Origin of the sequence: Staphylococcus sp. Marseille-Q1834, from assembly GCF_916858875.1 — a bacterium.
GTDB classification, from domain to species: domain Bacteria; phylum Bacillota; class Bacilli; order Staphylococcales; family Staphylococcaceae; genus Staphylococcus; species Staphylococcus pragensis.
Window position 1 is genome coordinate 1,795,340 of record NZ_CAKASN010000001.1, and the last position, 20,703, is coordinate 1,816,042.

Annotated in this window: 17 protein-coding genes; 15 read left to right on the plus strand and 2 right to left on the minus strand. The window is 33.8% G+C overall.

Going from position 1 to position 20,703, the window contains the following annotated elements; all coding sequences use genetic code 11:
- Positions 1-18 precede the first annotated feature (18 nt).
- A complete protein-coding gene (locus tag LIX58_RS08935; protein ID WP_126565881.1) occupies positions 19-1,086 on the minus strand; it encodes a nitric oxide synthase oxygenase in 1,068 nt (355 codons plus the stop codon).
- Between the two features lie 179 nt (positions 1,087-1,265).
- Here LIX58_RS08935 and LIX58_RS08940 point away from each other — a divergent pair, with 179 nt between their 5' ends.
- The 10 genes from LIX58_RS08940 (at position 1,266) to LIX58_RS08985 (ending at position 12,698) form a co-directional block, all read left to right on the plus strand.
- Positions 1,266-2,735, plus strand: a complete 1,470-nt coding sequence (locus LIX58_RS08940; RefSeq protein WP_126565880.1) for a nicotinate phosphoribosyltransferase — start codon at positions 1,266-1,268, stop codon at positions 2,733-2,735.
- On the plus strand, positions 2,728-3,549 hold the full coding sequence (gene nadE / locus LIX58_RS08945; protein ID WP_126565879.1) for an ammonia-dependent NAD(+) synthetase: 822 nt from the start codon (positions 2,728-2,730) through the stop codon (positions 3,547-3,549). Before LIX58_RS08940 ends, nadE begins: the two co-directional genes overlap by 8 nt.
- Positions 3,550-3,698: 149 nt before the next feature.
- On the plus strand, positions 3,699-4,304 hold the full coding sequence (locus LIX58_RS08950; protein WP_126565878.1) for a DUF2179 domain-containing protein: 606 nt from the start codon (positions 3,699-3,701) through the stop codon (positions 4,302-4,304).
- The gene (locus tag LIX58_RS08955) at positions 4,285-4,464 is read left to right on the plus strand and encodes an NETI motif-containing protein (RefSeq protein ID WP_126565877.1); all 180 of its coding nucleotides are present in this window, start codon (positions 4,285-4,287) and stop codon (positions 4,462-4,464) included. The genes LIX58_RS08950 and LIX58_RS08955 overlap by 20 nt, the downstream gene beginning before the upstream one ends.
- Positions 4,465-4,713: 249 nt before the next feature.
- Positions 4,714-6,009: an adenylosuccinate lyase gene (purB, locus tag LIX58_RS08960; protein ID WP_226386261.1), complete on the plus strand. Its 1,296-nt coding sequence runs from the start codon at positions 4,714-4,716 to the stop codon at positions 6,007-6,009.
- Positions 6,010-6,105: 96 nt separating this feature from the next.
- A complete protein-coding gene (locus LIX58_RS08965) occupies positions 6,106-6,408 on the plus strand; it encodes a YerC/YecD family TrpR-related protein (RefSeq protein WP_154838304.1) in 303 nt (100 codons plus the stop codon).
- 177 nt (positions 6,409-6,585) lie between these two features.
- Complete coding sequence (locus tag LIX58_RS08970) at positions 6,586-7,281, plus strand: heptaprenylglyceryl phosphate synthase (protein WP_154838305.1); 696 nt, start codon at positions 6,586-6,588, stop codon at positions 7,279-7,281.
- The gene (gene pcrA / locus LIX58_RS08975) at positions 7,278-9,470 is read left to right on the plus strand and encodes a DNA helicase PcrA (RefSeq protein WP_226386262.1); all 2,193 of its coding nucleotides are present in this window, start codon (positions 7,278-7,280) and stop codon (positions 9,468-9,470) included. Before LIX58_RS08970 ends, pcrA begins: the two co-directional genes overlap by 4 nt.
- A gap of 3 nt (positions 9,471-9,473) precedes the next feature.
- A complete protein-coding gene (gene ligA / locus LIX58_RS08980) occupies positions 9,474-11,477 on the plus strand; it encodes an NAD-dependent DNA ligase LigA (protein WP_154838307.1) in 2,004 nt (667 codons plus the stop codon).
- A 12-nt stretch (positions 11,478-11,489) separates the two neighbouring features.
- The gene (locus tag LIX58_RS08985; protein ID WP_226386263.1) at positions 11,490-12,698 is read left to right on the plus strand and encodes a CamS family sex pheromone protein; all 1,209 of its coding nucleotides are present in this window, start codon (positions 11,490-11,492) and stop codon (positions 12,696-12,698) included.
- A 59-nt stretch (positions 12,699-12,757) separates the two neighbouring features.
- Here the strand turns inward: LIX58_RS08985 and putP are convergent, their stop codons facing one another.
- The gene (putP, locus tag LIX58_RS08990) at positions 12,758-14,296 is read right to left on the minus strand and encodes a sodium/proline symporter PutP (protein ID WP_154838309.1); all 1,539 of its coding nucleotides are present in this window, start codon (positions 14,294-14,296) and stop codon (positions 12,758-12,760) included.
- Positions 14,297-14,728: 432 nt separating this feature from the next.
- Here putP and gatC point away from each other — a divergent pair, with 432 nt between their 5' ends.
- From gatC to rlmD, 5 genes are all read left to right on the plus strand, one after another.
- Positions 14,729-15,031, plus strand: a complete 303-nt coding sequence (gene gatC / locus LIX58_RS08995; RefSeq protein WP_126565871.1) for an Asp-tRNA(Asn)/Glu-tRNA(Gln) amidotransferase subunit GatC — start codon at positions 14,729-14,731, stop codon at positions 15,029-15,031.
- A gap of 1 nt (position 15,032) precedes the next feature.
- On the plus strand, positions 15,033-16,490 hold the full coding sequence (gene gatA / locus LIX58_RS09000) for an Asp-tRNA(Asn)/Glu-tRNA(Gln) amidotransferase subunit GatA (RefSeq protein ID WP_126565870.1): 1,458 nt from the start codon (positions 15,033-15,035) through the stop codon (positions 16,488-16,490).
- A 12-nt stretch (positions 16,491-16,502) separates the two neighbouring features.
- Positions 16,503-17,930: an Asp-tRNA(Asn)/Glu-tRNA(Gln) amidotransferase subunit GatB gene (gatB, locus tag LIX58_RS09005; RefSeq protein WP_154838310.1), complete on the plus strand. Its 1,428-nt coding sequence runs from the start codon at positions 16,503-16,505 to the stop codon at positions 17,928-17,930.
- A gap of 266 nt (positions 17,931-18,196) precedes the next feature.
- A complete protein-coding gene (locus LIX58_RS09010) occupies positions 18,197-19,129 on the plus strand; it encodes a diacylglycerol kinase (RefSeq protein ID WP_126565868.1) in 933 nt (310 codons plus the stop codon).
- A 155-nt stretch (positions 19,130-19,284) separates the two neighbouring features.
- Entirely contained in the window at positions 19,285-20,646 is a 1,362-nt protein-coding gene (gene rlmD, locus LIX58_RS09015) for a 23S rRNA (uracil(1939)-C(5))-methyltransferase RlmD (protein ID WP_154838311.1), read from the plus strand.
- Positions 20,647-20,703: the final 57 nt, after the last annotated feature.

Here is a 20,703-nt window from a genome sequence, read left to right on the forward strand (position 1 = left end):
CCCCATGATTGTTGAACACTAGTGGAATGGACATTTCATCGATTGTTTCTCTTTGTAATGGAAATTAGGGTCTTTCATTTCATTATGATAACCATGATGATAATTCGCTGTTAACGTTGGTGAAAGTGGAGGTGCTAACCAAGACCATTTACCAGTTACTTCACGCTGTGCTGCATGTTCTTTCTGTTCAAATAATTCAAATTGCTTTGATGCAGTTAAATGATCAACAATAGATACACCTTGAGATTTAAATGAATGATAGACCGCATAATTCAACTCTACTAATGCTCGATCTTTATTAAATGATTTATTTTTAAGTGTATCAAATTCGAAAGCTTCTGCAACTTTTTCTAATAAATTATAGCGATAGGGGTCTGTGAAATTACGTACGGCTATTTCTGTTACCATATACCAGCCATTAAATGGTGCAGTAGGATAAGTGATACCGCCAATTTTTAAATCCATATTTGATATGATAGGCACCCCATACCACTTTAAATTTAAATCTTTTAATTTTGGAAAATGATCATGTTCAATACCAACTTGTTTTACTAGAGACGTGGGTATGTTATACAACTTAATCGGTTCACCAGGCATTTGATAAATTAGTGGCAAAACATCAAAATCTGTGCCTTGCCCTTGCCAACCTAAATGTTGTGCCAGTTGTGTGATTTCACGTTCAGCTGGATCACCTTTATCTTCATAACCCGCGTAACGTATAAGTTGATTGTTGTATATGCGTGGTGCATTTTCAGAAGAGAAAATAGTAATATAAGGCTTTATCTTACCATCATTGGTGGCTTCATCTAAATGTGTATTAATCGCCTCGATGAAATCGGCTTCCGTCTTGATATTACGAGCGTCTTTTACATAAAGTGAATCCCAAAATAAACGTCCAATACAACGATTAGAGTTTCGCCACGCCATCTTTGCTCCATAACTTAACTCCTCATAGGTATGAGTGTAGGTGCCAGTTTGGGTGATTTCTTTTTCGATTTCATTGATTCTTTCTTCTATTGCAATGGTCGGGTATGCTAATTCTGAATACATGGTTTGTATAAATGACTTTGCTTCTTCAAATATCATAAGAACACCTCAATTAATATTATAATCTAGGCAATTAATGAACACATTCAAATATTTTTTTTGTCACGAATTTGTCAGATACCTTTATTTTTAATTTTGAAAAGGGTAAATGTTGAGAGAATACTCACAATTCACTAATTGTGATAAAATATACAAAAAGATCGTTGGGAGAGATTAAGGTGTATCGTTACGAAGATGATAGTTTAATGTTACATAATGATTTATACCAAATTAATATGGCTGAAAGTTACTGGAATGATGGTATTCATGAACGTAACGCTGTGTTTGATTTGTATTTTAGAAATATGCCATTTGAAAGTGGTTATGCTGTATTTAATGGATTAAAACGAGTCATTCAATTTATTGAGAATTTCCACTTTAGTGATTCAGATATTGAGTACTTACAATCTATTGGATATCAAAATGATTTCCTATCTTATTTAAAAAATCTTAAATTCACAGGTAATATTCGTGCTATGCAAGAAGGGGAATTATGCTTTGGCAATGAACCGTTACTACGTGTAGAAGCACCACTTATTCAAGCGCAATTGATTGAAACTGTATTGTTAAATATTGTCAATTTCCATACGTTAATTGCTACAAAAGCGAGTCGTATTCGTCAAGTGGCACCAAATGATACGTTAATGGAATTTGGAACAAGACGTGCACAAGAACTTGATGCAGCAGTTTGGGGCGCACGTGCAGCTTATATAGGTGGTTTTGATTCGACAAGTAATGTGCGTGCCGGTAAATTATTTGGTATCCCAGTTTCTGGGACACATGCACATGCCTTAGTACAAACGTATGGTGATGAATATAAAGCATTTAACATTTATGCTGAACGTCATAAAGATTGTGTCTTTTTAGTTGATACATTCCATACATTGAAATCAGGCGTGCCAAACGCTATCAAAGTAGCTAAAGAATTAGGCGATAAGATTAATTTCGTTGGTATTCGTTTAGATTCTGGCGATATCGCTTATTTATCAAAAGAAGCGCGACGTATGTTAGATGAAGCGGGCTTCACTAATGCGAAGATAATCGCTTCTAATGATTTAGATGAACAAACAATAATGAACTTAAAATCTCAAGGTGCTAAAGTAGACTCTTGGGGCGTGGGCACGAAATTAATTACCGGTTATGATCAACCGGCATTAGGTGCAGTATATAAATTAGTAGCAATTGAAGACGAACACGGAGAATATATCGATCGTATTAAACTGTCTAATAACGCTGAAAAGGTTACAACACCTGGTAAGAAAAAAGTTTATAGAATCATTAACACTAAAACTGGTAAAGCAGAAGGTGACTACATTACGTTAGAACATGAAAACCCTAATAGTGAAAAACCATTAAAAATGTTCCATCCAGTTCATACGTATAAAATGAAACATATTAAACATTTCGAAGCTATTGACTTACATCACTCTATTTTTGAAAACGGTCAACTCGTTTATGAGTTGCCAAGTGAGAAAGAAGCGCAAGAGTATTTAAAACAAGCACTTTCAAAATTATGGGATGAAAATAAACGTTACCTAAATCCACAAGAGTATCCAGTAGACTTAAGTACAGCATGTTGGGATAATAAACATAAACGTATTTTTGAAGTTGCAGAGCGTGTGAAAGAAATGGAGGAAGACAATGACTAAATTACAAGATATCGTAGTGAATGAAATGAAAGTCAAAAAACAGATTGATAGTGAAAAAGAAGTCCATGAAATCATTCATTTTATTAAAGAATATGTTCAATCTCATGCTTTTATAAAATCACTTGTATTAGGTATTTCTGGTGGTCAAGACTCTACTTTAACAGGTAAACTTGCTCAACTTGCAGTAGAAGAGTTACGTAAAGAAGGACGAGAATGTCAATTTATCGCTGTAAAATTACCATATGGTGTACAAAGAGATGCTGACGAAGTCGAAGATGCCCTTAAATTTATTCAACCAGATGAAACGATTACAGTTAACATTAAGCCAGCGGTAGATCAAAGTGTTCAATCACTGAAAGAAGCAGGTATTGAACTAACAGATTTCCAACGTGGTAATGAAAAAGCACGTGAACGTATGAAAGTACAATTTTCAATTGCTTCTAATCGTAGTGGCATTGTCATTGGTACAGATCACTCTGCTGAGAATGTTACTGGCTTCTATACTAAATATGGCGATGGCGCTGCTGATATTGCACCTATTTTCGGATTAAATAAGCGACAAGGTAGACAATTATTACAATATTTAAATGCGCCTAAACATTTATATGAAAAAGTGCCAACAGCGGATTTAGAAGATGACAAACCGCAATTGCCTGATGAAGAAGCACTTGGCGTTACTTATGATCAAATTGATGATTATTTAGAAGGAAAAGAAGTGCCAAGTGAGGCACGCGAAACAATTGAAAAACATTACGTTCGCAATGCGCATAAACGTGAGTTAGCTTATACACGTTATACTTGGCCTAAGAATTAAAGTTAAATAGTAAGGTTTTATATTTAACTTTAATATTTTACACTGTTTATTTTATATCTATTCTATAATGATTTTTTAGTGACAAATTAAATATTCACTGATAAAATAATTTTCGATTTCAGTTATACAAGGAAGAAATGGGGATTAACATGTCAGTGATAACATCAAATCCATGGTCAATGGTTATAGCGATATTCATTATTAATGTGTTTTACGTAACGTTCTTAACAATGCGCACAATCTTAACATTAAAAGGTTATCGTTATATGGCAGCAGCAGTAAGTTTCCTTGAAGTATTAATATATGTAGTTGGTCTTGGATTAGTAATGTCTAGTCTTGATCAAATACAGAATATCTTTGCATATGCCTTTGGTTTCTCAATAGGTATCATGGTAGGTATGAAGATTGAAGAGAAACTTGCTTTAGGATACACAGTCGTCAACGTAACTTCAGCAGAATATGAATTAGATTTACCTAACGAATTAAGAAACTTAGGGTATGGTGTTACGCACTATGAAGCACATGGTAGAGATGGTAGCCGAATGGTTATGCAAATTTTAACGCCACGCCGTTATGAACGTAAATTAATGGAAACTGTTCGCAATTTAGATGAAAAAGCATTTATTATTGCTTATGAACCAAGAGCAATACATGGTGGTTTCTGGACTAAAGGTGTACGTACACGTAAGGTTAAAGCATACGAAGTAGAAGAAATAGAAAGCGTTGTGGAATACAGTGAAGTTCAGAGTAAATGAGAATGAAACGATTGCTGATTGTTTAGCGCGTATGCGTGAAGAAGGCTATATGCCAGTTCGTCGTATTGAAAAACCAGTTTATACAGAAGATAAAAATGGTAATGTAGAAGTTTTACGACAAGATATCCAATTTGTTGGTAAGAAAATCGAAAGTGAATAATTAATTAGAAGAGAAATCTAAGTGCAATGCTTAATTTGAGTAGCACTTAGATTTCTTTTTTTTATTAGGGACATCAGTGTCTATTTTTTAAATAATCCATTATACTTATTATATAGAAAAAAGGTTTATACTTTTTAAATAGAATCTGTTAAACTAAAAATAAGCACTTAAACACGAACTATTATTGTGTTTTTGCATTTAATGTACAGTTTTTGTAATGAATCTAATACATAGAATAGGAGTTTAAAAATGATTGAACGTTATTCAAGAGAAGAAATGGCTAGTATTTGGACAGACCAAAATAGATATGAAGCGTGGTTAGAAGTTGAAATTTTAGCATGTGAAGCATGGAGTGAATTAGGTCACATTCCGAAAGAAGATGTTAAAAAAATTAGAGACAATGCTAAAGTTGATGTTGAGCGTGCGAAAGAAATCGAAGAACAAACACGTCACGATGTTGTAGCTTTCACTCGACAAGTATCTGAAACATTAGGTGAAGAACGTAAATGGGTTCATTATGGATTAACGTCAACAGATGTAGTTGATACAGCTTTAAGTTATGTGATTAAACAAGCAAATGAAATTTTAGAGAAAGACATTGAACGTTTTATCGACGTATTAGAACAAAAAGCTAAAAAATATAAATATACTTTAATGATGGGCCGTACACATGGCGTGCACGCTGAACCTACAACATTCGGTGTGAAAATGGCTTTATGGTATGCAGAAATGAAACGTAATTTAAAACGTTTTAAAGAAGTACGTAAAGAAATTGAAGTAGGTAAAATGAGTGGTGCGGTTGGTACATTTGCTAACATTCCACCTGAAATTGAAAGTTATGTATGTAAACACTTAGGCATTGATACTGCGCCTGTTTCAACGCAAACGTTACAACGTGATCGTCATGCTTACTACATTGCAACATTAGCGTTAGTTGCTACTTCTTTAGAAAAATTTGCGGTAGAAATCCGTAATTTACAAAAAACTGAAACACGTGAAGTAGAAGAGTCATTTGCTAAAGGTCAAAAAGGTTCATCAGCAATGCCTCACAAACGTAATCCAATTGGTTCAGAAAATATTACAGGTATTTCACGAGTGATTCGTGGTTACATTACAACAGCATATGAAAATGTACCTTTATGGCATGAACGTGATATCTCACATTCATCTGCAGAACGTATTATGTTACCTGATGTAACAATTGCATTAAATTATGCTTTAAACCGTTTTACAAATATCGTTGATCGCTTAACTGTATTTGAAGATAATATGAGAAATAACATTGATAAGACATTTGGTTTAATCTTCTCACAAAGAGTATTATTAGCTTTAATTAACAAAGGTATGGTTCGTGAAGAAGCATATGACAAAGTTCAACCTAAAGCGATGGAATCTTGGGAAACTAAAACACCATTCCGTGAATTAATTGAACAAGATAGTTCAATTACAGAGGTGCTTTCTAAAGAAGAATTAGATGAATGCTTCAATCCAGAACATCATTTAAATCAAGTGGATACGATTTTCAAACGTGCTGGATTAGAATAAACCTATACTCTTTTTTCAATAAAAATGACTACACTTTAATTATTTAATGCGTTAAAATAAATGTATATTGAAATTGGAATATAGGGGTTGTTTGAGATGCAAATCGAGAAACTACGCAGACAAGCATTAGATGAATTATTTGACGCGATATTAACACTAGAAAATAGAGAAGAATGTTATGAGTTCTTCGATGATTTATGCACAGTAAACGAAATCCAATCATTATCTCAAAGACTTCAAGTCGCTAAAATGATTAAACAAGGTTTTACTTATGCTACAATTGAAAAAGAGTCTGGCGCTTCAACAGCTACTATTTCTAGAGTAAAACGTTCATTACAATGGGGTAATGATGCATATACAATGATTTTAGACCGTTTAAATATTGAAACAAAAGAATAAACGTTATATATACAAGGCTGAGACGCAAAGTTTCAGCCTTAATTTATGTCCTCAATTTTCCTCAATTTAAAAAATTTAAATTTTATTTTTCCGCAAAAAAGCCGAGGAATCTGTTTAGAACTCAAAGATTAAAAATGCTATAATTTAGTGTATGTTAAAAAAAGGAGTTATGGATATATGTACGACATTAAAGAGTGGCAACATGTGTTTAAACTTGATCCAGCAAAGGATATTAGTGACAAGGATTTAGAGGCACTTTGTATGTCTGAAACTGATGCGATAATGATTGGTGGTACAGATGATATCACTGAGGATAATGTCATTCATTTAATGAGTAGAGTGAGACGATATCCATTACCACTAGTGCTAGAAATTTCAAATTTAGAAAGTATCATGCCTGGTTTCGATTTTTATTTTGTACCAACCGTACTAAACAGTAAAGATACTAAATATCACAACGGCATTTTACATAAAGCATTAAAACAATATGGTCATATGATTAATTTCGATGAAGTCATATTTGAAGGATATGTAGTGCTTAATGCAGAAAGCAAAGTCGCTCAAGCTACACAGTCAGAAACAGATTTAACTACTGAGGATATTGAAGCATATGCACAAATGGTAAATGACATGTATAAATTACCGATGATGTATATTGAATATAGTGGTTCATATGGAGATGTTGAACAAGTAAAAGCAGCGTCTCAAATGCTATCAACAACTCAGTTATTCTATGGCGGGGGTATTAGTACATTAGAAGAAGCCAAGGAAATGAAAGATATTGCTGATACTATTGTAGTAGGTAATATTATTTATTCTGATATTAAAAAAGCATTAAAAACTGTAAAAATAAAAAAGGAGTCTAATAAATGAATTCATTAGTAGCAAACATGAATAAAGAGCAAAGTGAAGCTGTAAGAACGACTGAAGGACCATTGCTTATTATGGCTGGCGCAGGTTCTGGTAAAACAAGAGTATTAACGCATCGAATCGCTTATTTATTAGATGAAAAAGATGTTTCTCCTTACAACATATTAGCAATCACTTTTACAAATAAAGCAGCAAAAGAAATGAAAGAACGTGTAGAACATTTAGTAGGAGAACAGGCACAAGTGATATGGATGTCTACCTTCCACTCAATGTGTGTGAAAATATTAAGACGTGATGCTGACCGTATCGGTATAGAACGTAACTTTACAATTATCGATCCTACAGATCAAAAATCAGTGATCAAAGATGTATTGAAAAATGAAAACATAGATAGCAAGCGTTTCGAACCTCGTATGTTTATTGGCGCAATCAGCAACTTAAAAAATGAATTAAAAACGCCAGAAGATGCGATGAATGAAGCGAATGATTTCCATTCACAAATGGTAGCGACAGTTTATAGTGGTTATCAACGTCAATTATCAAGAAATGAAGCATTAGATTTCGATGATTTAATCATGAAGACCATTCGTTTATTTGAACGTGTACCAGATGCATTAGAATATTATCAAAATAAATTCCAATATATTCATGTAGATGAATATCAAGATACCAATAAAGCACAATATACGCTTGTTAAATTACTAGCTAGTAAATTTAAAAACTTATGTGTAGTAGGTGACTCAGACCAATCTATTTATGGTTGGCGTGGTGCTGATATACAAAATATTTTATCTTTCGAAGAAGACTATCCTGAAGCTAAGACTATATTCCTAGAGCAAAACTATCGTTCAACTAAGACGATATTAACAGCAGCTAATGAAGTTATTAAAAATAATACAGAACGTAAGCCTAAAGGATTATGGACAGCTAATAATGGTGGCGAGAAAATTAAATATTATGAAGCGATGACTGAACGTGATGAAGCGGAATATGTTGTACGTGAAATCATTAAACATCGCAAGTTAGGTAAAGATTATAGCGACATGGCTATTCTGTATAGAACTAACGCCCAATCTCGTGTGCTAGAGGAAACGTTTATGAAATCTAACATTCCATACACAATGGTAGGGGGACAAAAGTTCTATGACCGTAAAGAGATTAAAGACTTATTAAGCTATTTACGAATTGTAGCTAATAGTAATGATGATATCAGTTTACAACGTATTATTAACGTCCCTAAACGAGGTATTGGTCCATCTTCAGTTGAAAAGATTCAACGCTATGCAATGGATAATAATATCAGTATGTTTGACGCATTAGGCGAAGTGGATTTCATTGGTCTTTCTAAAAAGGTTACTCAAGAGTGTATACAATTCTATGAACTTATTCAAAATTTAATCAAAGAACAAGAGTTCCTTGAAATTAGTGAGATTGTAGAAGAAATTCTTGATAAATCAGGCTATCGTCAAATGTTAGAACGTGAACAAACAATCGAATCACGTTCACGATTAGAAAATATCGATGAATTCATGTCAGTACCTAAAGACTATGAAGAGAATACACCACTTGAAGAACAATCATTGATTAACTTTTTAACGGATTTATCACTAGTGGCAGATATTGATGAAGCACAAATCGAAAATGGTGTGACATTAATGACAATGCACTCTGCGAAAGGTCTAGAGTTCCCAATCGTCTTTCTAATGGGTATGGAGGAATCATTATTCCCACATATTCGTGCAATCAAGAGCGATGACGAGCATGAAATGGAAGAAGAACGCCGTATTTGTTACGTAGCGATTACGCGTGCAGAGGAAGTATTGTATATCACTCACGCAACGTCACGTATGTTATTCGGCCGTTCTCAATCAAATATGCCATCACGTTTCTTACGTGAAATACCTGAAGATTTATTAGAAAAACCTGCGAAACAACAACGACAAGTCATCACTCCAAAATCCAAGGCACCAGCGAAACGTGGATTTAGTAAACGCACGACATCATCTAAAAAACAAGTATCCGCTTCAGATTGGAACATTGGTGATAAAGTAACGCATAAATCTTGGGGTGAGGGTATGGTAAGTAATGTAAGCGAGAAAAATGGCTCAGTTGAATTAGATATTATCTTCAAATCTGAAGGTCCTAAACGACTGTTAGCTCAATTTGCCCCAATTACTAAGAAGGAGGATTAATGAATGGAAAACATCCAACAACGTGTTAATGAACTACATGATTTATTAAATCAATATAGTTATGAATATTACGTGCAAGATAATCCTTCAGTTCCAGATAGCGAATATGATAAATTATTGCGCGAATTAATCAATATAGAAGAGTCACATCCTGAATACAAAACGGCTGATTCTCCAACTGTACGTGTAGGAGGAGAAGCTCAATCTTCTTTTGAAAAGGTTGACCATGATACCCCGATGCTAAGTTTGGGGAACGCGTTTAATGAAGAAGAACTACGACGTTTTGATGCACGTATCCGTGAACAAATCGGCCAAGTAGAATATATGTGTGAATTAAAAATCGATGGTTTAGCTGTCTCACTGAAATATGTAGATGGACGCTTTGTGCAAGGATTAACACGTGGTAATGGAACAACAGGTGAAGATATTACAGAAAACTTACGTACCATTCATGCGATACCTCTAAAAATTAAAGAACCTTTGAATTTTGAAGTACGTGGTGAAGCTTATATGCCACGAAGTTCATTTATGGCTTTGAATGAAGAAAAAGAAAAGAATGAGGAGCAACCATTTGCTAACCCTCGAAATGCAGCTGCAGGTTCATTAAGACAATTAGATCCTAAATTAGCGGCAAAACGTAAATTAAGTGTATTCTTATATAGCGTCAATGATTTTACTGATTTTAAAGCTACAACGCAAAGTGGTGCGTTAGATGAATTAGATCGCTTAGGTTTTAAAACCAATCATGAACGTGAACGTGTTGCTGATATAGAAGGTGTATTAGAATATATTGAAAAATGGACAGAACAACGTGAGAATTTACCTTATGATATAGATGGTATTGTAATTAAAGTCAATGACTTAGAACAACAAGATGAAATGGGCTATACACAGAAATCACCACGTTGGGCGATTGCTTATAAATTCCCAGCAGAAGAAGTGATTACTAAATTACAAGATATAGAATTAAGTATTGGACGAACTGGCGTAGTAACACCTACAGCAATTTTAGAGCCAGTCCGTGTCGCAGGGACTACTGTCTCAAGAGCATCACTTCACAATGAAGATTTAATTAAAGAACGTGATATTCGTATTGGAGATAGTGTAGTTGTAAAAAAAGCAGGCGATATCATTCCAGAAGTCGTTCGCAGTATAGTTGACCGTCGCCCTGATGATGCCGTGCCATATCATATGCCAACACATTGCCCGAGTTGCGACCATGAGCTTGTACGTATTGAAGGAGAAGTTGCACTACGTTGTATTAATCCTCAATGCCAAGCACAATTAGTTGAAGGGTTGATTCACTTTGTTTCAAGACAAGCGATGAACATTGATGGACTAGGGACAAAAATTATTCAACAACTTTACCATAATCAGCTCATTAAAGACGTGGCTGATATCTTCTATCTTACTAAAGAAGATTTGTTACCTTTAGAACGCATGGGTGCTAAAAAAGTAGACAACTTATTAAATGCAATTGAAATGTCTAAAGAGAATTCATTAGAACATTTATTATTTGGCTTGGGTATTCGTCATTTAGGCGCTAAAGCCAGCCAAGTCCTTGCCGAACAATATGAAACAATGGATCGTTTGCTTGAAGTAACGGAAGAAGAATTAGTAAGTATTCATGATATAGGGGATAAGTTAGCACAATCTGTTGTGACTTATCTTGAAAATGAAGATATCAAAGAATTAATTGAAAAACTTAAGCACAAGAATGTTAATATGAAGTATAAAGGTGTCAAAACGAGTGAAATAGAAGGGCATCCTGATTTTAAAGATAAAACAATAGTATTAACAGGGAAATTACAACAAATGACACGTAAAGAAGCGACGGCTTGGTTGGAAATGCAAGGAGCAAAAGTTACAAGTAGTGTGACCAAGAGCACTGACTTAGTCATTGCTGGCGAAGATGCAGGTTCAAAATTAGCCAAAGCAGAAAAATTTGGCACAACAGTTTGGACTGAAGACCAATTTGTAACGAAGCAAAATGAAATATCAAATTAGAGGAGTACGGCAATGAAGCGGACACTGCTATTAGTTATAATGTCTCTCGTGCTATTAGCGGCATGTGGAAACGATAATAGTAATAAAAATGATCAATCAGTTAACAAGCAACAAGATACACAATCAAATTCGAATAATGTTAAAACAATCGCTACTGGTAAAGATGTACAAGGCGATGATTATAGAACAATCCTACCGTTTAAAGAAAGTCAAGCACGTGGAGTCTTACAAGATAATATGGCAAATAGCTATAATGGAGGAGACTTCGAACATGGCTTACTCAATTTAAGTAAAGAAGCCTTTCCTACAGATAAATATTTATATCAAGACGGTCAGTATTTGAATAAAGACACCATTAATGCTTATTTAAGTCCTAGATATTCTAAAAAAGAAATCGATAAAATGAGTGAAAGTGAGAAAAAATCTAAAAAAGCAAATGAGAATTTAGGTTTAAACCCTTCTCATAATGGAGAAACAAAACCAGAAAAAATTGCTGACAATTCTCCTGCTTATTTATCGAATATTTTAGAACAAGATTTCTATGATAGTAATGATACTAAAGATTCTAATATTAAAGGTATGACCATTGGATTAGCCATGAATAGTGTTTATTATTATCAAGAAGAAAAAGATGGACCAACGTATAGTAAAGAGCTTGATGATAAAGAAATTGAAAAACAAGGTAAAGCGATGGCATCTGAAATGTTAACGCGATTACGCGCTAATGATGATTTAAAAAATATACCTATTCAATTTGCTATTTACAAGCAGTCAGGTCAGGATTCAATTACGCCAGGAGAGTTTATCGCTAATACAGTAGTAGATGAAGATCAAACTAAAATCAGTAAGTGGAATAAAATTAATGAAGTTTCAACCTTATTACCTTCTGCTACTGCTGAAAAATACAATGAAAACTTAAATAATAACTTTAAACAATTTAATAATAATTTACAATCATATTTCTCTAACTTTACTCAAGCAGTAGGGAAAATCAAATTCGTGGATAAAAAGCCACAACAATTAACAATTGATTTACCGATTGATTACTATGGACAAGCTGAAACAATTGGTATTACGCAATATGTAACAGAACAAGCTGAAAAATATTTTGACAATATTGATAGCTATGAAATTCGCATTAAAGACGGTAATAACGCACGCGCTTTAATTACGAAAACTAAAGATGATAAAGAAGCACAAGTTCATATTTATAGTAATTAATAGGAATTGCCATAGAAAGAGTTTCTTCTTTCTATGGCTATTATTTAGTCTAAGAAAATTTACTTTTCTCGTACGATAGATTTAACCTTATCTAAATCATGTTTTACAAATTCACCAGGTGATTGAGTTAATAAGCTCACAACATATGTTACGATGACACTTGCTAAGAAACCAGGAATGATTTCATACATACCGAATAATTCATTGATATTAGCTAAAGGTTTAATCCATACAATCCAAACAATTACAACCAGCGCCCCGGCGACCATACCACTTACAGCACCAGCACGTGTTAACTTCTTCCAATATAAAGAGAATAAAACGAGTGGACTGAATGAAGCACCGAAGCCTGCCCAGGCATTACCAACTAAGTTAAGTATTGTATCGTTTGGAGACCAAGCAATTGCCATTGCTACAATTGCTACTGCTAATACAGATAAACGGCCCACCAATACGAATTCTCTCTGATGCGTTTTTGCACGTTCTTCACCACGTATTAATTTATAAAAGTCTTCAGTTAACGAACTTGAAGTAACTAAGAGTTGAGATGAAATTGTGCTCATAATTGCAGCAAGGATAGCTGCTAGTAAGAACCCACCAGCTAATGGATGGAATAAAATTTGACTCATAATGATAAATAAAGTTTCAGGATCTTCCATCTTAATATGGTTATCAGAAATAAAAGCAATACCTGTTAATCCAACACCTACTGCCCCTAAAAGACCTACAGCCATCCAGCTAATACCTAGACGACGTGCTTTTGGTAATAACTTATGTGATTTAATAGACATAAATCGAACGATAATATGAGGTTGTCCAAAATAACCAAGCCCCCATGCAAAAAGCGAAATGATACCTAAAAATGTAGTTCCTTTAAATAAATCCATATTTGTTGGTTTCATTTCGGCAACACGATGAAACGTATCCCAACCATTGAGTTGCATCATAGCCACTATAGGCACCATTACCATTGCGATTAACATGATTACCCCTTGGAAAAAGTCAGTGATAGATACAGCTAAATATCCTCCGAAGAAGGTATAAAGTATGACGATTACCGCTACTAAGATTAATCCGAAATGATAGTTTAGTCCAAATGCACTTTCGAATAATTTACCTCCTGAAACAAAACCGGAATGTGTATATAAAGTAAAGAACACGACAATGATAAGACCAGAAATGATTTTAATAATATTTTGTTTATCATTTAAACGATTTTTAAAAAAGTCTGGAAGCGTGATAGCATCTCCAGCGATTTCTGTATACACTCTTAAACGTGGTGCGACAACGAAATAGTTAATATAAGCACCAAGTGTAAGACCAATAGTAATCCATATAGCTGATAGACCAGTGCTATAAACTGAACCTGGTAATCCCATAATCATCCAACCACTCATATCAGAAGCACCTGCAGATAATGCAGTAATGTAGGGGCCTATACTTCTCCCGCCTAACATATATTCACTTAAATTTCCTGTAGCTTGTTTATAGCCATAGTAGCCAATAACTAATAAAATAATAAAGTAAATCGCAATCATGATATAAGTTTGCCAATCAGTGTTAACATGACTGCTTAAACTTGCTCCCAAAGTAAACATCTTTATACCTCCTCTTTTTCTTTTTAGGTAAATATTCCTAAATTAATTTGTTTTAATAGATTAGAAATACCTGTACTTACAAATTAAATTAGTTACATGTAATATTATACATTATATTGAATACTTGAGAGAAGTATTATTTTATATAAAGTGTTAAAAATAGCTTTAATAATTAGTTAGTAAGCGTTTTCTTAATAAAAATATTATTACTGAATGTTTATACTTTAATTGCATATTTTTTATGACTTAAACTTTTTAATAATATTTTTATTTTGATTAAGTTACATAAAGGAGTAGTAATTGATTTAGTTAAGATTAAAAAAAGCGAGATTAAGCACTATACCAATAAGAATTATGATAAATATTTAGATTTTTCATTCAAAATTTGATACAATTTTATGATGAATGAGTAATAAGGAGGCTTTTTAATTAATGACTAAAGTTACACGCGAAGAAGTTGAACATATAGCACATTTAGCAAGACTTCAAATTTCTGAAGAAGAAACAGAAATTATGGCTAATACGCTTGAAAGTATCTTAGATTTTGCGAAACAAAATGACACAGCTGATACAGAGGGTGTTGAGCCAACTTATCATGTATTAGACTTACAAAATGTGTTACGTGATGACAAAGCTATCGAGGGCATTCCTCAAGAACTTGCATTAAAGAATGCTAAAGAAACAGAAGATGGTCAATTTAAAGTACCAGCTATCATGAACGAGGAGGACGCTTAAGATGAGTATTCGCTATGAATCAGTTGAAAAATTATCAGAAATGATTAAAAACAACGAGATCAAACCTTCTGAAATTGTTAGAGATATTTATGATGCAATTGAAGAAACTGATCCTACAGTTAAATCATTTTTAGCTTTAGATAAAGAAAATGCAATCAAAAAAGCTGAAGAGTTAGATGAGTTGCAAGCTAAAGGACAAATCGAAGGTAAATTATTCGGTATTCCAATGGGTATCAAAGATAACATTATTACTAAAGATGTAGAAACAACATGTGCTAGTAAAATGTTAGAAGGCTTTGTACCTATCTATGAATCTACTGTAATGAACAAATTAAATAATGAAAATGCCGTGTTAATTGGTAAATTAAACATGGATGAATTTGCAATGGGTGGTTCAACAGAAACATCTTACTTCAAAAAAACAGTTAACCCATTTGATCACACAGCAGTACCAGGTGGTTCTTCAGGTGGTTCTGCAGCAGCAGTTGCAGCTGGTTTAGTACCATTTAGTTTAGGTTCAGACACAGGTGGTTCAATCAGACAACCTGCAGCATACTGTGGTGTAGTAGGTATGAAACCTACATATGGTCGTGTATCACGTTTCGGTCTTGTAGCATTCGCTTCTTCATTAGACCAAATTGGTCCAATCACACGTAATGTAAAAGATAATGCTTTAGTATTAGAAGCTATTGCTGGTGTAGATGAACATGATTCTACTAGTGCACCAGTTGACGATGTAGATTTCACTTCTGAAATCGGTAAAGATATTAAAGGACTTAAAGTTGCACTACCTAAAGAATATTTGGGTGAAGGTGTAAGTGAAGAAGTTAAAGAAGCAGTTAAAAATGCTGTAGAAACATTGAAATCTTTAGGCGCTGAAGTAGAAGAAGTGTCATTACCAAATACTAAATATGGTATTCCTTCATATTATGTTATCGCATCATCTGAAGCATCAGCTAACTTAGCTCGTTTCGATGGTATTAGATATGGTTACCACTCTAAAGAAGCTCAAACGTTAGAAGAATTATACAAAATGTCTAGATCAGAAGGATTTGGCGATGAAGTAAAACGTCGTATCTTCTTAGGTACATTTGCCTTAAGTTCTGGTTACTATGATGCGTACTATAAAAAATCTCAAAAAGTAAGAACATTAATTAAAAATGACTTTGATAAAGTATTTGAAGATTATGATGTTGTAGTAGGTCCTACTGCTCCAACAACTGCGTTCAACTTAGGCGATGAAATTGATGATCCTTTAACTATGTACGCGAATGACTTATTAACTACACCTGTTAACTTAGCTGGTTTACCAGGTATTTCTGTTCCTTGTGGACAATCAAACGGACGCCCAATTGGCTTACAATTCATCGGTAAACCTTTTGATGAAAAGACGTTATATCGTGTGGCATATCAATATGAAACACAATTCAACTTACATGACGCATACGAAAATTTATAAGGAGTGGAAATAATGCATTTTGAAACAGTTATCGGACTTGAAGTTCACGTAGAGTTAAAAACAGACTCAAAAATGTTCTCTCCATCACCAGCACACTTTGGAGCTGAACCTAACTCAAATACTAATGTTATTGATTTAGCATATCCAGGTGTTTTACCAGTTGTAAATAGACGTGCTGTAGACTGGGCTATGCGCGCATCAATGGCACTTAACATGGATATTGCGACACATTCTAAATTTGACCGTAAAAACTATTTCTATCCAGATAATCCAAAGGCTTATCAAATTTCTCAATTTGACCAACCAATTGGTGAAAATGGATATATTGATATTGAAGTAGATGGTGAAACTAAACGTATTGGTATTACTCGTCTTCACATGGAAGAAGATGCTGGTAAATCAACACATAAAGATGGTTACTCTTTAGTTGACTTAAACCGTCAAGGTACACCATTAATCGAAATCGTATCTGAACCAGATATTCGTTCACCAAAAGAAGCATATGCTTACTTAGAAAAATTACGCTCAATCATTCAATACACTGGCGTATCTGACTGTAAAATGGAAGAAGGTTCACTACGTTGTGATGCCAACATTTCATTACGTCCATATGGTCAAAAAGAATTCGGTACTAAAACTGAATTAAAAAACCTTAACTCATTTAACTATGTAAGAAAAGGTTTAGAATATGAAGAAAAACGTCAAGAAGAAGAATTACTAAATGGCGGAACAATCGGACAAGAAACACGTCGTTTCGACGAATCTACTGGTAAAACAATTCTTATGCGTGTTAAAGAAGGATCAGATGACTATCGTTACTTCCCAGAACCAGATATCGTACCTTTATACGTTGATGACGAGTGGAAAGAACGTGTACGTCAAACTATTCCAGAATTACCAGACGAACGTAAAGCGAAGTATGTAAACGAATTAGGTTTACCTGAATACGATGCGCATGTATTAACACTTACAAAAGAAATGTCAGACTTCTTTGAAGGTGCAATTGAGCACGGTGCTGATGTTAAATTAACTTCTAACTGGTTAATGGGTGGCGTGAATGAGTATCTTAATAAAAACCAAGTTGATTTAGAAGATACTAAATTAACACCTGAAAACTTAGCAGGAATGATTAAACTTATTGAAGATGGCACAATGAGTAGTAAAATTGCTAAGAAAGTCTTCCCAGAATTAGCTGAAAATGGTGGAGATGCTAAACAAATCATGGAAGATAAAGGTTTAGTACAAATTTCAGATGAGGCTACTTTAACTCAATTTGTAACTGAAGCGTTAGACAATAATCCACAATCAGTTGAAGACTACAAAAACGGTAAGGGCAAAGCGATGGGCTTCTTAGTTGGTCAAATTATGAAAGCTTCTAAAGGTCAAGCAAACCCTCAAAAAGTAAACCAAATCTTAAAACAAGAATTAGACAAACGATAATTCTAATTGAATTTTTAAATTTTGATAAGCCTGGGACAACAATAGGATGTGTCTCAGGCTTACTTTGTATTTGAAGAACGATTCACCCAATTTAACTAAACTTAGTATTGAGTACTTAATACAGGCTAACGTGAAGAAACTAAATATGTTTATATTGTGACCCAATTATTTTTGTATCATAAATGAAGTTTATCGATTGAAATACTTTTAACTCGCTCATAAATCATTTAATATAAGTGTATGTATAAAAAGTAGAGGGATAATTTATGAGAAAACGTGCAAGAATCATCTATAATCCAACATCTGGCAAAGAATTATTTAAACGTACTTTACCAGATGTGTTAATAAAATTAGAACGTGCAGGTTATGAAACAAGTGCCTATGCTACCGAAAGAGAAGGGGATGCAACGCTTGAAGCTGAACGTGCACTTAAACAAAATTATGATATTCTTATTGCAGCTGGTGGCGATGGCACGCTTAATGAAGTAGTAAATGGTATCGCAGAACGACCTAATCGCCCTAAACTAGGTATTATTCCTATGGGGACTGTAAATGATTTTGGTCGCGCTTTACACTTACCTAATGATATTATGGGAGCTGTCGATGTTATTATTGATAACCATACAACTAAAGTAGACATTGGTAAGATGAATAATCGCTATTTTATCAACTTGGCAGCAGGAGGGCAATTAACTCAAGTCTCTTATGAAACGCCAAGTCGTTTGAAATCAATTGTGGGACCATTTGCTTATTACATTAAAGGTTTCGAAATGTTACCTCAAATGAAAGCAGTCGATTTAAGAATTGAATATGATGATAATGTCTTCCAAGGTGAAGCACTATTATTTCTATTAGGGTTAACTAATTCTATGGCTGGCTTTGAAAAGTTAGTACCAGACGCTAAGCTAGACGATGGGCATTTTACTTTAATTATTGTCGAAAAAGCTAATCTAGCAGAACTAGGACATATCATGACATTAGCATCACGAGGGGAACATACGAAACATCCGAAAGTGATTTATGAAAAAGCGAAATCTATCAATATATCTTCATATACAGAAATGCAATTAAATGTAGATGGAGAATATGGTGGTAAATTGCCAGCTAATTTCTTAAATTTAAAACGACATATCGAAGTATGTACACCTAAAGATATTCATAATGAGGAGTTAACTGAAGATCAACAAGATAGCATGTAGCATTAAGTTAATTCAAAAAAATAATGATATACAATTGAAATTAAATATTTTAATGAATAATAAGAAGAGGTTGAGTCATAGTTTGACGACATAGGGGAAGTATCATCGCCTACATTAAGCTACTCAAACCTCTTTTTCATGTGGGGTGAAAAAAGGTGGAAGCATTAAATAAGAATGATATTAAACAGGGACATGTAGTTGATTTAACGCATGAAGGTCATGGCGTAGTAAAATTTGACCGCTATCCTGTATTTATTCCTAATGCCCTCATTGATGAGGAAATAGAATTTAAAGTGATTAAAGTAAAGAAGAATTTCGCTATTGGAAAATTGCTTGAAGTCAAAAAAGCGAGCGAAGACAGAGTTGAACCTCCTTGTAAATATTATTGGAAATGTGGAGGATGTCAATTACAACATATGACATATGAAGCGCAACTCGCTATGAAAAAAGAGCAAGTCGTCAATCTTTTCCATAGAAAAGCACAGTTTAATGAAACATTAATTAATGACACGATAGGTATGGAAAATCCTTGGCGTTATAGAAATAAATCACAATTACCTGTAGGTAAGGATAAGGATCATCACACTATCATGGGATATTATCGTCAAAGAAGCCATGACATCATTGATATGAACAGTTGTTTGATTCAAGATCATCAACATCAAGAAATTATGAATCATGTTAAAAAGTGGCTTAATGAATTCAATATAAGCATTTATAATGAGCGTACTAAGAAAGGACTATTAAGACATTTAGTTGTTCGTACTGGTCATTATACAGATGAAATAATGGTTATTTTTGTAACTAACGGTTCTAAATTTAAACAGGCACAATTATTAGTTGAACAATTAACTCAAACATTTCCGAACATTACGAGTATTAAACAGAATATTAATGATAGCCATTCAAACGTGATTATGGGACAACAATCCATTACATTATATGGGAAAGATAAAATTATTGATTCATTAAGTGATATTACCTTCAAAATCAGTGATCAATCTTTCTATCAAATAAATTCAAGTCAGACGGAAAAATTATACAGGAAAGCTATCGAGTATGCGCAAATAAACGGTCAAGAAACGGTGCTTGATACTTATTGTGGCATCGGTACGATTGGATTATATATGGCGCCTGTAGCTAAACATGTATATGGGGTAGAAGTCGTTCCATCTGCAATTAAAGATGCGAAGCAAAATGCGACTTTAAACGGACTTGATAATACGACTTTTGTCTGTGGGAAAGCTGAAGAAGTCATTATAGAATGGAAACAACAAGGAATTAAACCTGATGTAGTCATGGTCGATCCTCCTCGAAAAGGATGCGATGAAACTTTCTTACAAACACTTCTAGCACTTAATCCCAAACGTATTGTTTATATTTCTTGTAATCCTTCTACACAACAACGAGATGCACAAATATTAGCCTCAAGTTATGATTTAAAAGAGATTACACCAGTGGACATGTTCCCTCAAACAACACACATTGAAACAGTTGCTTTGTTTGAAAGAAAATAATGATATATAACATATTATCTTTTAGAAGTGTTTAATCTTTCATTCATATTCAATTTT

Bases quoted from the DNA above. Each gene is read 5' to 3' on its own strand.
- LIX58_RS08950 (WP_126565878.1), top strand. From the start codon at position 3,699: ATGTCAGTGATAACATCAAATCCATGGTCAATGGTTATAGCGATATTC.
- LIX58_RS09010 (WP_126565868.1), top strand. From the start codon at position 18,197: ATGAGAAAACGTGCAAGAATCATCTATAATCCAACATCTGGCAAAGAA.
- gatA (WP_126565870.1), top strand. From the start codon at position 15,033: ATGAGTATTCGCTATGAATCAGTTGAAAAATTATCAGAAATGATTAAA.
- gatC (WP_126565871.1), top strand. From the start codon at position 14,729: ATGACTAAAGTTACACGCGAAGAAGTTGAACATATAGCACATTTAGCA.
- LIX58_RS08985 (WP_226386263.1), top strand. From the start codon at position 11,490: ATGAAGCGGACACTGCTATTAGTTATAATGTCTCTCGTGCTATTAGCG.
- ligA (WP_154838307.1), top strand. From the start codon at position 9,474: ATGGAAAACATCCAACAACGTGTTAATGAACTACATGATTTATTAAAT.
- pcrA (WP_226386262.1), top strand. From the start codon at position 7,278: ATGAATTCATTAGTAGCAAACATGAATAAAGAGCAAAGTGAAGCTGTA.
- nadE (WP_126565879.1), top strand. From the start codon at position 2,728: ATGACTAAATTACAAGATATCGTAGTGAATGAAATGAAAGTCAAAAAA.
- LIX58_RS08965 (WP_154838304.1), top strand. From the start codon at position 6,106: ATGCAAATCGAGAAACTACGCAGACAAGCATTAGATGAATTATTTGAC.
- putP (WP_154838309.1), bottom strand. From the start codon at position 14,296: ATGTTTACTTTGGGAGCAAGTTTAAGCAGTCATGTTAACACTGATTGG.
- purB (WP_226386261.1), top strand. From the start codon at position 4,714: ATGATTGAACGTTATTCAAGAGAAGAAATGGCTAGTATTTGGACAGAC.
- LIX58_RS08970 (WP_154838305.1), top strand. From the start codon at position 6,586: ATGTACGACATTAAAGAGTGGCAACATGTGTTTAAACTTGATCCAGCA.
- LIX58_RS08935 (WP_126565881.1), bottom strand. From the start codon at position 1,086: ATGATATTTGAAGAAGCAAAGTCATTTATACAAACCATGTATTCAGAA.
- gatB (WP_154838310.1), top strand. From the start codon at position 16,503: ATGCATTTTGAAACAGTTATCGGACTTGAAGTTCACGTAGAGTTAAAA.